This window comes from Myxococcus sp. CA039A (assembly GCF_013336645.1).
GTDB lineage: Bacteria > Myxococcota > Myxococcia > Myxococcales > Myxococcaceae > Myxococcus > Myxococcus llanfairpwllgwyngyllgogerychwyrndrobwllllantysiliogogogochensis.
Window position 1 is genome coordinate 1 of the sequence record NZ_JABUMQ010000106.1, and the last position, 13022, is coordinate 13022.

General features: G+C 68.1%; 14 protein-coding genes. 7 read left to right on the plus strand and 7 right to left on the minus strand.

Annotation, left to right across the window (positions count from 1 at the left end):
* Positions 1-182: 182 nt before the first annotated feature.
* Together HR086_RS48565 and HR086_RS19095 are read right to left on the minus strand one after the other, a co-directional pair.
* Complete coding sequence (locus HR086_RS48565) at positions 183-1352, minus strand: TIGR02266 family protein (protein ID WP_174466325.1); 1170 nt, start codon at positions 1350-1352, stop codon at positions 183-185.
* Positions 1353-1368: 16 nt separating this feature from the next.
* Positions 1369-1743: a response regulator gene (locus HR086_RS19095; RefSeq protein WP_141645963.1), complete on the minus strand. Its 375-nt coding sequence runs from the start codon at positions 1741-1743 to the stop codon at positions 1369-1371.
* Between the two features lie 82 nt (positions 1744-1825).
* Between HR086_RS19095 and HR086_RS19100 the strand changes: the two genes are divergently transcribed.
* Positions 1826-3217, plus strand: a complete 1392-nt coding sequence (locus HR086_RS19100) for a M20/M25/M40 family metallo-hydrolase (protein WP_174466326.1) — start codon at positions 1826-1828, stop codon at positions 3215-3217.
* Between the two features lie 33 nt (positions 3218-3250).
* On the opposite strand, the gene HR086_RS19105 is transcribed toward HR086_RS19100, so the two are convergent.
* Both HR086_RS19105 and HR086_RS19110 read right to left on the minus strand, forming a co-directional pair.
* Positions 3251-3718, minus strand: a complete 468-nt coding sequence (locus tag HR086_RS19105) for an NUDIX hydrolase (protein ID WP_174466327.1) — start codon at positions 3716-3718, stop codon at positions 3251-3253.
* Positions 3715-5148 (minus strand): DUF2380 domain-containing protein, encoded by a 1434-nt coding sequence (locus HR086_RS19110; protein WP_373564326.1) that lies wholly within the window; start codon positions 5146-5148, stop codon positions 3715-3717. Before HR086_RS19110 ends, HR086_RS19105 begins: the two co-directional genes overlap by 4 nt.
* 472 nt (positions 5149-5620) lie before the next feature.
* Between HR086_RS19110 and lepB the strand changes: the two genes are divergently transcribed.
* A complete protein-coding gene (gene lepB / locus HR086_RS19115) occupies positions 5621-6124 on the plus strand; it encodes a signal peptidase I (RefSeq protein WP_174475831.1) in 504 nt (167 codons plus the stop codon).
* Between the two features lie 197 nt (positions 6125-6321).
* Here lepB and HR086_RS19120 read toward each other — a convergent pair whose 3' ends face one another.
* The gene (locus HR086_RS19120; RefSeq protein ID WP_141645958.1) at positions 6322-6765 is read right to left on the minus strand and encodes a DUF697 domain-containing protein; all 444 of its coding nucleotides are present in this window, start codon (positions 6763-6765) and stop codon (positions 6322-6324) included.
* A gap of 90 nt (positions 6766-6855) precedes the next feature.
* Between HR086_RS19120 and HR086_RS19125 the strand changes: the two genes are divergently transcribed.
* A complete protein-coding gene (locus HR086_RS19125) occupies positions 6856-7311 on the plus strand; it encodes a MarR family winged helix-turn-helix transcriptional regulator (RefSeq protein WP_174466329.1) in 456 nt (151 codons plus the stop codon).
* Between the two features lie 56 nt (positions 7312-7367).
* Entirely contained in the window at positions 7368-8252 is an 885-nt protein-coding gene (locus HR086_RS19130) for a CPBP family intramembrane glutamic endopeptidase (protein WP_174466330.1), read from the plus strand.
* Between the two features lie 15 nt (positions 8253-8267).
* On the opposite strand, the gene pip is transcribed toward HR086_RS19130, so the two are convergent.
* A complete protein-coding gene (gene pip / locus HR086_RS19135) occupies positions 8268-9236 on the minus strand; it encodes a prolyl aminopeptidase (protein ID WP_174466331.1) in 969 nt (322 codons plus the stop codon).
* A 252-nt stretch (positions 9237-9488) separates the two neighbouring features.
* Between pip and HR086_RS19140 the strand changes: the two genes are divergently transcribed.
* Positions 9489-9680, plus strand: a complete 192-nt coding sequence (locus HR086_RS19140) for a hypothetical protein (RefSeq protein WP_174457583.1) — start codon at positions 9489-9491, stop codon at positions 9678-9680.
* A 191-nt stretch (positions 9681-9871) separates the two neighbouring features.
* On the opposite strand, the gene HR086_RS19145 is transcribed toward HR086_RS19140, so the two are convergent.
* Positions 9872-11086: a small ribosomal subunit Rsm22 family protein gene (locus HR086_RS19145; protein WP_141645953.1), complete on the minus strand. Its 1215-nt coding sequence runs from the start codon at positions 11084-11086 to the stop codon at positions 9872-9874.
* A 124-nt stretch (positions 11087-11210) separates the two neighbouring features.
* Between HR086_RS19145 and HR086_RS19150 the strand changes: the two genes are divergently transcribed.
* Together HR086_RS19150 and HR086_RS19155 are read left to right on the plus strand one after the other, a co-directional pair.
* A complete protein-coding gene (locus HR086_RS19150; RefSeq protein ID WP_174466332.1) occupies positions 11211-12218 on the plus strand; it encodes an ATP-binding cassette domain-containing protein in 1008 nt (335 codons plus the stop codon).
* Positions 12215-13021, plus strand: a complete 807-nt coding sequence (locus HR086_RS19155) for an ABC-2 family transporter protein (protein ID WP_141645951.1) — start codon at positions 12215-12217, stop codon at positions 13019-13021. The genes HR086_RS19150 and HR086_RS19155 overlap by 4 nt, the downstream gene beginning before the upstream one ends.
* Position 13022 lies beyond the last annotated feature (1 nt).

Here is a 13022-nt window from a genome sequence, read left to right on the forward strand (position 1 = left end):
GTCCCGTAGGAAAGGGGGAGGGGACACAACGAAGGATGGACACCATGAACTTCATGAACGTGATGGGCCGCGATGACCTGGAGCTCAAGGCGGTGATGGCGGTGATGGCGGCCTTCGTCATGACCGGGGCCGTGTTCCTCGGTCAGCTGCTGTAGCAAGCCACCCCGAGCGGGCTCACCCGCTCAGGGCTTCTTCGGAGGCTTGCGGCTCACGAACTGCTGGATGAACTCCCGCTCCTCCTTGCGGAGGCTGCTGAGCCGCAACCCATAACCTCGCGGGTTCTTGCCGTCCTCCAGCGAGTTCTCCCAGATGACGGAGCTTCGCAGCGTCATCACGCGCGAAGGGTCATCGAACCGCAACGTCAGCTCCACCAGGGTGCCCAGCCGCAGCGGCTTGTCCGTGGCGATGAAGAGGCCGCCGGAGGAGAGGTTGATGATGCGGTGGTCCGTGAAGATGCCGGTGTTCTGCATCGACACCTTCACGTCCGCGTGGATGCGATCATCCGCGCGGCGCTCCAGTCCCACGAACTCCGCGCTGGAATAGGTGGGCGCGGCGACGGCCTTGCGCAGCGGCACCGCGGGCGGCGGTGGCGCGGGCGGCGGCAGCGTGTGCGTGCGCTGCACTGGCGGCGACACAGGCGCGCGCGCGGCGACGGGCGCGGACGTCGCATGCATCACCGGCGGCGGAGGCCGGGCGGGCATCACCGGCTGCGGCGGTGGCGCGACGGGCGGCGCGATGACGGCCACGGGCGGCGGCGCGACGGCGGGAACGCGCGCGGCCACGGGCGGCACCACGGCGGGCGCCACCGAGGCCACGGGCGGAGGAGGCGGGGGCGGCAGCGGCCCGTCCATGTCCAGCCGGGGAGGCAGCGGCCGGGCCTGCTGGTAGGCGCCCTGCGCGTACAACACCTCCACCTCGCGCATGCAGCGCGACAGGAAGTCGAAGATCTCCGCCGACACCTTGCGCAGCTCCGGATGCGTCTCCGGCGACAGGTGCTCGGGCGAGAAGCGCTTGGCCATGCGGAAGAAGGCCAGTCGCACTTCGTCCAGGCTCGCGTTCGGCTTGGCGCCGAACACCTCATGGGGCGGCAGGTTCTGAAGACCCCGGAGCTGGGTGCGCAGGCGCTCGGCCTGCTGCTGCTCCACCGAGGGCGAGGGCCGGGTGGCCGCGAACAAGTCACGCAGCTCGGGCAGCTCCTGGACGGCCACCCATTGGGTGCCGTCGCGGGAGGCGCGCACGGCGGCCTTCAGCCTCCCGGAGGAGATCAGCTCTCGAAGGGCCTGGAGGGCGAGGGGGCCCAACACGCGGCCCAGGTTGTCCGCTACCCAGTAACCGACAGCAGGAGACGACACGCAGACACCTCTGAAGTCAGTGAGCGAGCGCCTGGCGCACGGCCGAGGCGATTTCCAGCGGATGGAAGGGCTTTCCCACGAAGCCCACCGCGCCCGCGGCCATGGCCTGCTCCACGACGGGCTCCGCATCCATGCTGCTGATGACGAGCACCCGCGTGTTGGGCGACACCTGCTTGATGGCGCCGAGGACTTCCAGCCCACTCTTCTTCGGCATGAAGAGGTCCAGGAACATCACCGCGGGCTGCTCGCGCGCTGCCACCGCGAGGCCTTCCTCTCCGTCCGCGGCTTCGAGCAACCGCAGCTCGATGCCCGTGTCGGCGATGACGTCCTTGAGGATGCGGCGCACGAAGCTGTCGTCGTCGACGAGCAGCAGTGTCGGGGTGTCGGACATGGCGCCGCATGATACTTGGACCGCGCAACATCCGCGCGAGGACCTGGAGCGCCTGCCTGCCTTTTTAGGTTAAGGGGTGAGCATGCCCATCGCCCAGGCTCTCTCTCACTTCGAGTCCCAGAAGACCGCCTACCTCGAGGACCTCATGGCCCTCGTGCGCATACCCAGCGTCTCGTTTCCTGGCTTCGACTCCGCCCGGGTGCGTCAGAGCGCTGAGGCGACTTCTCGACTCTTGGGAGACCGTGGGTTTGAAAACATCCAGCTACTCGAAATCGAGGGCGCCCACCCCTACGTCTACGGCGAGGTGTTGCGGGCTCCAGGGGCACCCACGTTGCTGTTGTATGCCCATCACGACGTGCAGCCAGCGGGCGACGAGTCGCTGTGGAAGAGCCCCCCGTTCGAGCCACAACTGCGCGATGGCCGGCTGTACGGGCGCGGCACGGCGGACGACAAGGCGGGCATCGTGGTGCACACGTCGGCGGTGGACGCGTGGCTGAAGGGCTCCGGTCGGCTGCCGCTCAACGTGAAGGTCATCATCGAGGGTGAGGAGGAGATTGGCAGCGGGCATCTGTCCGCATTCCTGCAGAAGCACTCGGCGCTGTTGAAGGCGGACGCCATCGTCCTGACGGACACGGCGAACTTCGACACGGGGCTGCCGTCCATCACCACCGCGCTGCGGGGGCTCGTCACGGTGGACGTGGAGGTGCGCGCGTTGAAGCAGGCGGTGCACTCCGGCATGTGGGGTGGACCGGTGCCGGACCCGGTGATGGCGCTGTGCAGGATGCTGGCGACGTTGACCCACGCGGACGGCTCCATCGCGATTGAAGGGCTGCAAGAGCAGGTGAAGCCGCTCACGCCGGGCGAGCGCGAGAGCATCCAGTCCCTGCCTGGAAACGAGGAGTCCTTCCGCGAGCAGGTGGGGCTGTTGCCGGGCGTCCAGGTGTTGGGAGGACGGCACCCGTTTGAGATGAACTGGCGGCAGCCGAGCATCGCCATCAACGCCATCCAGGCGAGCACTCGCAAGGACGCGCGCAACATCATCTGCGACGCGGCGTGGGCGCGCGTGGGCATCCGCATCGTCCCGGACCTGGAGGCACAGGACGTGGAGCGGCGGCTGAAGGAGCACCTGAGCAAGGTGTGTCCGTGGGGGCTGGAGGTGAGCTTCCACACGGAGGGGGCTTCGGGGTGGTGGTACACGGACCCGTCGCATCCGGCGTTCCAGGCGGCCTTCCGCGCGCTGGAGAAGGGCTATGGGACGAAGGCGGTGGCCATCGGCTGCGGCGCGTCCATTCCCTTCGTGGAGCCCTTCGCGAAGGAGCTGGGCGGAGTGCCCGCGCTGCTCATCGGCGTGGAGGACCCGTACACATACGCCCACTCGGAGAACGAGAGCCTGCACGTGGGGGACTGGGAGAAGTCCATCCGCAGCGCCATCCATTTGTACGAGGAGCTGGCGAGCGCGCTCACCGCGCGGTGAGCGTGGGCCTTTGGCTCCGGGGCGTTGGGTGGGTCAGGCTTCGTCGTCGGGCAAGAGCGTGCGGAGCAGTTCGTCGTCGGGACCGAGCGGGCGCCATCCAGGGGGAGGCGGCGACACGCGAAGCGCTGCCCTGGCCTGCCTGACCCGCTCCTTGTGCGTATCAGGGGAGTAGGAAGTCCACGAGCCGAGCGCGAGGGCAATTTCACCACGGATTGCGTCGTCCAATGCGTCCGGCCAGCCATTCGGAAAGCGTTCGGACAGCTCGCGTACGAGCACGTCGCGCACAAAGCGCGTGACTTGCTTGTGCTGCTCCGCCTCGTTCAGCAAGCCGCTCAACACCTGCACTGCGGCAATGTCATCTCCAAGCTCGTCGGCCAGCGCGTATAGCGGGACAGCAGGGCGCGCAGCGGCAAAGGCGGTGAGCGAGTCGTAGCCGCATGCGCGGACTCGTTCGTACAGGCGTACCCTGATGTTGCCCCGCCAGGCGTCTCCGCCGCTCATCGTTTTCTCCCAGAGGTGAAGCTCATCGGGATTCTGTAGTCCCGCATACGCTTTGCGACTTCTTTCAAGATCTCATTCCGCGTCAACATGCGTCCAGCTTCGACCTCCGCCTCTCGCAGTACCTCCATGAGCCGCTGGTTCCACTCACCGGGCCACGTGCGCCCCAGCTTCCAGTTCCCGCCTCCGTGAATCGACTCGTGGTGGGCTCGCTCCAGCCTCACGCAAAAATGGTCGATGTCCATGGCGCCCGTGAAGCCGCGCTGCTCGAACCATTTACGATGCTCTCGTGGCAGGACATGGTGCTTCGGAGCCTCCGCCATGCCTGCCCCGGCCCTGCCTGTCTCGTGCATTCCGCGCACCTCGGGGCTGTCACCCAGGGCCTCGTGTACGCCCTTGGGCAAGTCCCGGTGCGACTGCGCCATCAGCACCTGTCCAGCGTGGACACGGACAGCCGCGCTAGCGACCGGCATGGAAATGACTCCTGCCTGTACGAGCCGTCGCATCATCTCCACCCACTCCGCGGAGACAACGAGGTGCGAGCCCGCCATCACTCCACCTGGACCCACAGCGAGGTGCGCGCCCACGAGGACAGGTCCTGAGGGAGGCAGCCGGGGGAGTGACACGCGCAGCGTCGAAACCAGGGCCACCATTTCGATGAACTGCGCCGCCGCGATGACTTGCCCTGTACGCTCCATTGCCATGCGCGCACCCTCGCGAATGGTGCTGAACTCCTGGGTCAGTTTCCCCATCAGCTCGGGCATCGCGGCGGCCGTGGCCTCCACGCGTCCTGGATCCAGGGAGGAGAGCGCCGTCATCGCCGGCTCCAGCCGCTTTTGTACGCGGTCCATGTCCGTGAGCAACTGTTCCACGCTGTAGAACGGGCACTGCTGAAGCAGGGCGTCGGCGAGCTGGAGGAAGTCGAACCAGGACGCCAGCAGCATGACTCCAGCCATGGCCGCCTGGAGGCGAGGCCCTGCCATCCTGAGCAGGCCCACCGCCATGTCCGGGTCGTCCACCGACTCGGAGACCTCCACGAGCGTGGCCGTTCCTCGCAGTGCCCCACGAAGCCAGGGCACCTGGGTCGAGCCGTAGGCGAAGTAACGCGTGAAGAGGTCGGCGTTTCCACCAAGGCCCCGCGTGTGAGCCGCGAGCCTGGGGATGGCACTGGAGAGCTCCTCCGTGGAGCCCTTCACCTTGTCCACCGCCGCCACGACTGCTTGCCGAGTCTGTATGGCTCGCTGCTGGCTGTCCGCGATGGCCTCTGCCTCATTCTCGCGAGGGCGGTCGCGTCGTTCCCGTGTGCCGGAGTGGCGCGGACTGGAGTCGTCAGCCAGGCCGTCCCGCTGCGAATAGCGCAGGGGCCTGCCCGCTCCGGAGGCAGGCGACTGGGAGGCACAGCCCGTCACCAGCATCACCAGACTCAACAGCACGGCATGCGTACGCAGGGCCCACCTCCAGCGCCACTTTCCTCATGCGTCCCGGGGGGGGCATCTTCCAATGACAACGAGCCGGGGACCTTGCCGTCCCCAGCCCGTCGTCGCTTCAGGTGCCCCTCAGGGCCTCGGCGCTCAGCAGCTCGGGCTACAAATCCGCCAGCAGCGGAGGTCATTATCATCACAGCTCGAGCAGCACGGAGCGGCGACCGTCTCCTCGCTTCCCAACGTCGCGGAACCCACGGCCACAGCAGCTCCCAGCACGAATCCGATGAGCCCCATCTTCAAGGTCTTCTTCATCCGGCCTCCTGTGTTGTGCGGTTGTTTGACATGGGGCGGGCCGAAGCCCGTCCCGTCCGATAGTGTATAGAGTTCGAGAGGCCCTTGAAAGGGTAGGCCCAGACGAATGAGCAATCATTGCCAGGACGCGCCTGCTCACACACACAAAAAGTGGAAGATTCCGTGGAGGATGGTCATCGGGGTGGGCGCGCTGGTGCTGCTGGCGGTGCTCCTTCGCGGCTTCGTCGTGCACCCGAGGCTCATCGTCTCGGGCTCGATGGAGCCGACGCTGGCAGTGGGTGACCGGCTGGTGGTGGATACCCTGTCCTACCGCGTCCATCCGCCCCAGGCCGGGGACGTCGTCGTCTTCGAGCCGCCTCCCGAGCTCGTGCGCTCCGGTGACCTGCGCCAGCACATCGCCATCAAGCGGGTGATTGCCCTGCCGGGTCAGGAGGTGCGGGTGCGCGACGGGCAGGTGTTCGTGGATGGACGGCTCCTCCAGGAGCCCTACGTCGCGGCGGCGCCCACCTACCAGTGGGGCCCCGCGCGCGTGCCCGAGGACAGGCTCTTCGTCCTGGGTGACAACCGGAACGCCAGCAGCGACTCACATGTCTGGGGTCCCCTGCCGCGACGCTCCGTCACTGGCAAGGCCTGGTTGCGCTTCTGGCCGCCGGAGCGCGCGGGAGCACTGTGACGGGAGCCGGCCTTGCCCCGGTCGGGGGGGCGCCGGCGCCTCAGGCAGACGCGCCCCAATGGAGTCCCTTGTCTGCCTTTGCCAGAGGCCGCTTGAGAGGCTTCATCACCAGACTCAACAACAGGAGATGCCGTTTCCAACGCCGAAGGCGTCTACGAGGACGCCCGCGTGTCGTGGACCCGTACCTTCCGCCTCGGCTACTTCTTGACGCCGAGCTGCGCGAGCGCCGCCTTCACCCAGTCCTTGATGGACAGGGTGTCGAACGGAATCGCATCGCGGCCCGGGTACTTCTTCTCGAAGTACGTCACCGCCGCCACGCCCATGGCGAACGCGGTGCCACCGCTGGCGGCGCCCTTGAGCAGCCAGCCCGCGATGGGAATCCATCCCACCGTCTCTCCGACGATGCTGCTGGCCGCCTTGCGCGCGACGATGCCCGCGCCCAGCGTGGGCACCAGGCCGAGCGCCTCACCGAGGCTGAGCTTCTCTCCGTAGATGCCCGCCACGTGGTAGATCATGTACGCCTCGATGGCGGACGTGAGCGCAGTGTGCGCACCCGGCACCGGGATGGGAATCGCGGCGGCACCCGCGGCGCGCAGGGCGCTCTCCTCGACCCAGCTTCGCGCGGCCTTCTCTGCGGACATGGATGTTCTCCCAATCAGTCGTTCGTTCCCACCTTAAGGACTCCGACCGGGGTTCGAAAGAGGGCGCACCACCGGGGTCTTGGAACGCAATTGCGACACCTGCTCGAGCTTCTCGACGGAGCGGTTGGCCGGGTCTACGAGGAAGAGGGCTTCGCCTACCGTCCTCGCTACACGCCGCTGGTGCGGGCACTGATGCAAGACGAGCCGATGACCATCGGCCAGCTCGCCGAGGCGTCCGGCACCACCCAGCCCGCCACCACGCAGACGCTGGCGTTGATGGTGAAGGACGGGCTCGTGCTCTCGGAGCCAGGGCCAGTGGATGGGCGTCAGCGGTGGATTCGCCTCAGTCCGTCGGGACGGGCGCTGCTCCCGCGACTCCAGTCGTGTTGGAAGGCCACCGCGAGCGCCGCTGCCAGCCTGGATGCTGAGCTTCCCGTGCCGCTCTCCGAGGTGCTCGAGCGCGCCATCCAAGCCCTCGAAACGAAGTCCTTCGACGAGCGAATCGCCAGTGCGCGGGGACGGCAATCGAAGCGCCGTGGCGCGTAGGTATGATGTCCCCTTGCAGCGCGGAAGAGCCATCTCCGACCGAGAGAAGCAGACCCATGAAATCCATCTTCATCAACAGTGAGCGGCGGCTCCGCAATGGCTGGAAGGTGCTGGGCTCCGTCGCGTTGAGCGTGGCCCTGATACTGGGCCTCGTCCTCCTCCAGAAGCAGCTGCCTGTCGAGCTGCGGCGAATCGTCTCGGGGCCGCTCTGCGCCTTCTTCGGCGTCCTCCTTTCGAGCTGGCTATGCCTTCGGCTCGAGCGTGAGCCCCTGTCCTCGCTCGGAATCCTCCCGGCGCGGCGCTCGGCCCGTGACTTCGGGCTCGGGCTCTTGGGCGGCGCGGCGCTGGTGGGAGCGGTGGGCGCGGTCGTCTTCGCGCTGGATGGCTTCCATCTGGAGCGAGCCGCGAGCAACGGAGCCGCCGTCATCTTCAAGATCTCCTGGTTCATGCTCTGCGTGGCCCTGTTCGAGGAGACGCTGTTCCACGGCTATGCCTTCCAGCGCGCCATCCGGGGGATGGGTCCCAGGTGGACGCAGCTCGTGTTCGCGGCCGTCTTCAGTCTGGCCCATGCCTTCAATCCCGGCATGGACGGAGGGGCACGCACGGTGGCTTTGACCGCCACCTTCCTGGCCGGATGGATGCTGGGGCTCTGCTACCTGCGCACGGGAGGACTGGCGCTTCCCGTGGGTGTGCACCTGGGCTGGAACGGGTTGCTGGGCCTGCTGGGCTTCGGCGTGAGTGGCGAGGAGTTCAAGGGGATGTGGATGCCTGTCTTCCACGGCCAGCCCGAGTGGCTCACCGGAGGCCGCTACGGGCTGGAGGCCTCCGTCGTCACCCTCGTGGTGCTGGGCTTGTTCATCCTCGCCCTGTCGCGCTGGAAGGGAACGCGACAGAGCGAGGCGCCCACCCCGCTGACAGGCGCACAAGGCCAGGGAGCCTGAGGACCACGCCCTGGCTCACCGCGGACGGAACCGGTCCGTGGCCTCCACGAGCGCGGCCGTGGTGCCCGGCTCGTTCGCCGAATGCCCCGCATCCGGAACGATGACCAGCTCCGCCTCCGGCCACGCTTGATGCAGCGCCCACGCGCTCTCCGGCGGGCACACCACGTCGTAGCGTCCCTGGACGATGACCGCGGGGAGATGACGGATGCGCGGCACGTCATCGAGGAGCTGCGTGTCCGAGCGCAGGAACCCACGGTTGAAGAAGTAGTGGCACTCGATGCGCGCGAAGGCGAGGGCGAAGTCGTCCGCGCTGTTGCGTGCCACCAGCTCCAGGTTCGGATGCAGATAGCTGGTTCGCGCCTCCCACACGCTCCAGGCCCGCGCGGCCTCCTGTCGCGTCGCCGCGTCCGCGCTCGTCAGGCGCCGGTGATACGCGCCCAGCAAGTCCCGTTGCTCCTCCAGGGGGATGGGAGCCAGGTAGTGCTCCCACGCGTCGGGGAACAGGGCGCTGGCGCCGCGCTGGTAGAACCAGTCCAGCTCCTGTTTGCGCAAGAGGAAGATGCCGCGCAACACCAGCTCCGTGACGCGCTCCGGATGGGCCTGCGCGTAGGCCAGTGACAGCGTGCTGCCCCAGGAGCCGCCAAAGAGCTGCCAGCGCTCGATGCCCAGGTGCTCGCGCAGACGCTCCATGTCGGCCACCAGGTCCCAGGTGGTGTTTTCCTCCAGGCTCGCGTGCGGAGTGCTCCGGCCGCAGCCGCGCTGGTCGAAGAGGACGATGCGATAGGCCGCCGGGTCGAAGAACCGCCGCTGCTTCGCGTCCGTGCCTCCCCCTGGGCCACCATGGACGAAGACCACGGGCTTGCCCTTCGGGTTGCCACACTCCTCGAAGTACAGCTCGTGGAGCGAGGAGACCCGCAAGCGGCCCATGCGATAGGGCTCCAGCGGGGGGTACAGCATCCGCGACGGCGGGGACTGAACGGACATGCGCCTTCCAGGACAACGAGAGAGGTCCTCACGCTAGCAGACCGGTTCTTCCTCGACGGCCGGACCGTGTGTCACCGTCCGGAGGTGTTCGCGTGTCCTCTTGCCTGGGGTGGGGACTGTCGGGCAGGGCACATGCCGCACGCCACGGCCGTGCCCTGGACACGATGTGACGACGATGTTGCCCGCGCGCGACGTGGAGGTTGCGGGAGCGGTGGATGCTGCTTCCCGTCTCCTCACACCCCGGAGCGTTCCATGAATCTCGCTTCCCTGATGACGCCCCCTCGGAAGAACGAAGACCACGCCGCGCCCCGTCGCCTCAAGTTGGTCCGCATCCAGGCCACCGTCCTGCTTCAAGGCGCGGTGAGCGCGGCGCAGGACAGCGTGAAGTCCTTCCGCCACATGCGCGACGTGCTCACGGGGGCCTACTCGCAAGCCCGTGCTTGAGCGAAGCGAGGACCGGTGGAGCGGGCCTCACTGGGCGCTCACAGGCCCTCGCTCGCCGGCGTGAGCCACCGCGCACCTCATGGTTCGCTAGGAGGCCGCATCGCGAGGGCCACGCCGAGGCCCACGCGACGCGGAGTTCACGCGGGGCACTGTGTCGCGGGCCGTGTCGGAGCCCGCGACCTCTCCGCGTGTCAGGAGGGCGCGCCAGGGTTCGGGCTGGTTCCCGGGTTCACGGGCGCGTCCTCCTTCGGAGGAGGCGGTGGCACGCCCTTGCCCGCGGGCGCCACCATCCGCACCTCGGAGGCATCGCTCATCGCCAGGCCGTCACCCTTGGGCTCCGTCTCCGTCACCGCGATGACGTCACCTCGGTGCAACTGGAGGAACCGCTCGTTCTTCTCCGTGCGGTGACGCTCCTGCATCGCCAGTCCCACGCGGCCTTCCGGCCCGCAGCCGATGTAGCGGTGCCGTCCCTTGCCCTCCAACGGCTCGGAGACGATGCGGAACAGCCGGCCCGGTGGAAGCTCCGGCCACTCCTCGCCCTTGGGCGCCAGCAGCAGGTAGCTCATCTTCAGCGCTTCCTTGTGCAGGCTCGCCGCGCGCGCCAGCTCCTCCACGACGCGAGGCATCGGCCAGGGCCGCTCCGCATGGCACCAGTCCGTCTCCTTCACCAACGCCGGACACGCACCCCGGTACATGCACGGCGCACGTACGGCATAGCCGCGCGCCACCATCGCATCGCGCACGTGCAGCAGGCCGCGGCTCGTCTCCCGCAGCGCGGGCTCCATCACCAGCAGGCTGCCGCCGCGCTTCACCTTCGCCAGCGCCGCCTCGAGCAGCGCCGCCCGAGGCGTCGTCGCGCTGTCCCCCGTGCCGTACAGCTCGTTGATGACGTGGCCCATCGTAATCAGGTCGTACTGCCCCTCCGGCAGCACGGCGGCCTTCTTCGTCGGGTCCCACTCCCGGGTGGCCAGCGCCTCGCCGGCCTCCGTCGCCAGCGCGCGCGCGAGGTTCAGCGCGGCCTTGCTGCGGTCCGCCGCCGTCACTTCCTTCCCGCCCGCGTCCATCGCCGCGAAGGCCACCGGACCCGGGCCGCTGCCCAAATCCAGCACCTGCCGGGGACGGTTCGGCAGCTCCCCCAGCACCTGCCGGGCCTGCGCATACGAGACCGGCCAGTAGAAGAGGAGGTAGGCGCCCAAAAGCTTCGGGTCGTCCATGTAGCGCGCCCCCGCGAGCTGACGCTCCCGCGTCAGGCCCAGCGAGAGCTGGCGCACGCCGGCGCCCACTTCCTTCACTTCCTGGGGCGTCAGCCGCCCCTCCGGCCCGTCACCCTTGCCACGTGACGCGCGCCACACGGCGATGAGCCGCGGCATCCACCGCTCCAGGTCCTTGCTGTATCCGTTGCTCATCCCGCCAAGCCTTCGACCGAGGGGCCGCTCCCGGAAGCCGCCCATGTCAACCCGTTGTCACCCCGCCACTTGCTCAACTCCACGGTCGCCACCCGGGGGCGTCCGCGTTAAACCCTTGTCGCACATGATCTCCGTCCACGGGCTGCGCAAGCACTACAAAGTCCACAAGCGCCCGCCAGGCCTCAAGGCGGCCCTCCGCTCGCTCTTCCATCGCACCTACACCTCCGTGAAGGCGGTGGACGGCATCTCCTTCGACATCCGTCCGGGAGAGCGCGTGGGCTTCCTGGGCCCCAATGGCGCCGGCAAGACGACGACCCTCAAGGTCCTCTCCGGCCTCCTGCACCCCTCCGAGGGCGAGGTCCGCGTGGACGGGCACGTGCCGCGCCTGCGCGAGGAGGCGTTCCTCAAGAAAATCATGCTCGTCATGGGGCAGAAGCAGCAGCTCCTGTGGGACTTGCCTCCGGCGGAGACCTTCGAGCTCAACCGCGCCATCTACGACGTGCCGACGTTGCAATACAAGCAGACGTTGGACGAGTTGGTGGGGCTCCTGGAGATTGGCGACCTCATCGGCAAGCCGACGCGCCAGCTTTCCCTGGGCGAGCGGATGAAGTGCGAGCTGGCGGCGGCCCTCATCCACCGGCCCCGCGTGCTGTTCCTGGACGAGCCCACCATCGGCCTGGACGTGTCCATGCAGGCCACCATGCGCACGTTCATCAAGGACTACAACGAGAAGTACGGCGCCACGCTCATCCTCACCAGCCACTACATGGACGACGTGGCGGCGCTCTGCCCGCGCGTCATCGTCATCGACAAGGGCCTCTTGTCCTACGACGGAAGCCTGGAGGCGCTGGTGCAGCGCGTGCGCCCGGAGAAGCGCGTGGTGCTGCGGCTGTCCGAGCAGGTTGACGCCTCGCGCCTGGAGCCCCTGGGCAAGCTGGTGACGCACGAGGCGGGCACCGCGGTGCTCCAGGTGAAGCAGGACGCGGTCAACGCCACCATCTCCCGCGCCCTGTCCGGGCTGCCGGTGACGGACCTCACCGTGGAGAACGCGCCGCTGGAAGAGGTCATGAGCGAGCTGTTCGCGGAGAACAAGGCCCGCAGGCTGCAGGCCACCGAGTCGGTGACGGCATGAATGCCCGAGGTCTGCTGCGGGCCCTGCCCACCATGCTGCGCGTGAGCTTCGCGGAGTCGGTGGCCTACCGGGCGGAGATGTTCGTCTGGGTGCTGTCCACCACCATGCCGCTGGTCAACATGGTGCTGTGGATGGCGGTGGCCAAGAGTGCCCCGGTGGGCAACTTCGGCCAGGCGGACTTCGTGGGCTACTTCCTGGCCACCTTCGCGGTGCGCCAGCTCACCAGCGCGTGGGCCGCGTGGCTCATCAACTGGGAGGTGAAGCAGGGCACGCTGGCGATGCGCCTCTTGCGTCCCATCTCGCCCTTGTGGGGCTACGCGTCCGACAACGTGGCGGGCTTCCCCATGCGCGTCGTGGTGGCCCTGCCCGTGGTGCTCCTGAGCATCGCCCTGGTGGGCGCGGACAAGGCGGTGCCCCAGCACGCGTGGCAGTGGGCGCTGTTCATCCTCGCGGTGCTGGGCGGCTGGGCCATCACCTTCCTGGCCAACGTGGCCATCGGCGCGCTGAGCCTCTTCCTCGACAGCAGCCAGAAGATGATGGAGGTGTGGATGGTCCTCTTCTTCGTCTGCTCCGGTTACATGTACCCGGTGGAGTTCCTGCCCGAGGGCCTGCGCACCGTCATCGACTGGCTGCCCTTCCGCTACCAGATGGGGCTGCCAGTGGAGTTGATGACGAACGCGCATGACCTGCCCACCGCGCTGGGCCTCCTGGCGAGGCAGTGGGCGTGGGTGCTGGGCATGGGCGCGCTCGCGGTGGGGCTCTGGAAGCAGGGCGTGAAGCGCTTCGCGGCGTTCGGAGGGTAGG

Bases quoted from the DNA above. Each gene is read 5' to 3' on its own strand.
- HR086_RS19100 (WP_174466326.1), top strand. From the start codon at position 1,826: ATGCCCATCGCCCAGGCTCTCTCTCACTTCGAGTCCCAGAAGACCGCC.
- HR086_RS19140 (WP_174457583.1), top strand. From the start codon at position 9,489: ATGAATCTCGCTTCCCTGATGACGCCCCCTCGGAAGAACGAAGACCAC.
- HR086_RS19130 (WP_174466330.1), top strand. From the start codon at position 7,368: ATGAAATCCATCTTCATCAACAGTGAGCGGCGGCTCCGCAATGGCTGG.
- HR086_RS19155 (WP_141645951.1), top strand. From the start codon at position 12,215: ATGAATGCCCGAGGTCTGCTGCGGGCCCTGCCCACCATGCTGCGCGTG.
- HR086_RS19150 (WP_174466332.1), top strand. From the start codon at position 11,211: ATGATCTCCGTCCACGGGCTGCGCAAGCACTACAAAGTCCACAAGCGC.
- lepB (WP_174475831.1), top strand. From the start codon at position 5,621: ATGGTCATCGGGGTGGGCGCGCTGGTGCTGCTGGCGGTGCTCCTTCGC.
- HR086_RS19105 (WP_174466327.1), bottom strand. From the start codon at position 3,718: ATGAGCGGCGGAGACGCCTGGCGGGGCAACATCAGGGTACGCCTGTAC.
- HR086_RS19120 (WP_141645958.1), bottom strand. From the start codon at position 6,765: ATGTCCGCAGAGAAGGCCGCGCGAAGCTGGGTCGAGGAGAGCGCCCTG.
- HR086_RS19145 (WP_141645953.1), bottom strand. From the start codon at position 11,086: ATGAGCAACGGATACAGCAAGGACCTGGAGCGGTGGATGCCGCGGCTC.
- pip (WP_174466331.1), bottom strand. From the start codon at position 9,236: ATGTCCGTTCAGTCCCCGCCGTCGCGGATGCTGTACCCCCCGCTGGAG.
- HR086_RS19095 (WP_141645963.1), bottom strand. From the start codon at position 1,743: ATGTCCGACACCCCGACACTGCTGCTCGTCGACGACGACAGCTTCGTG.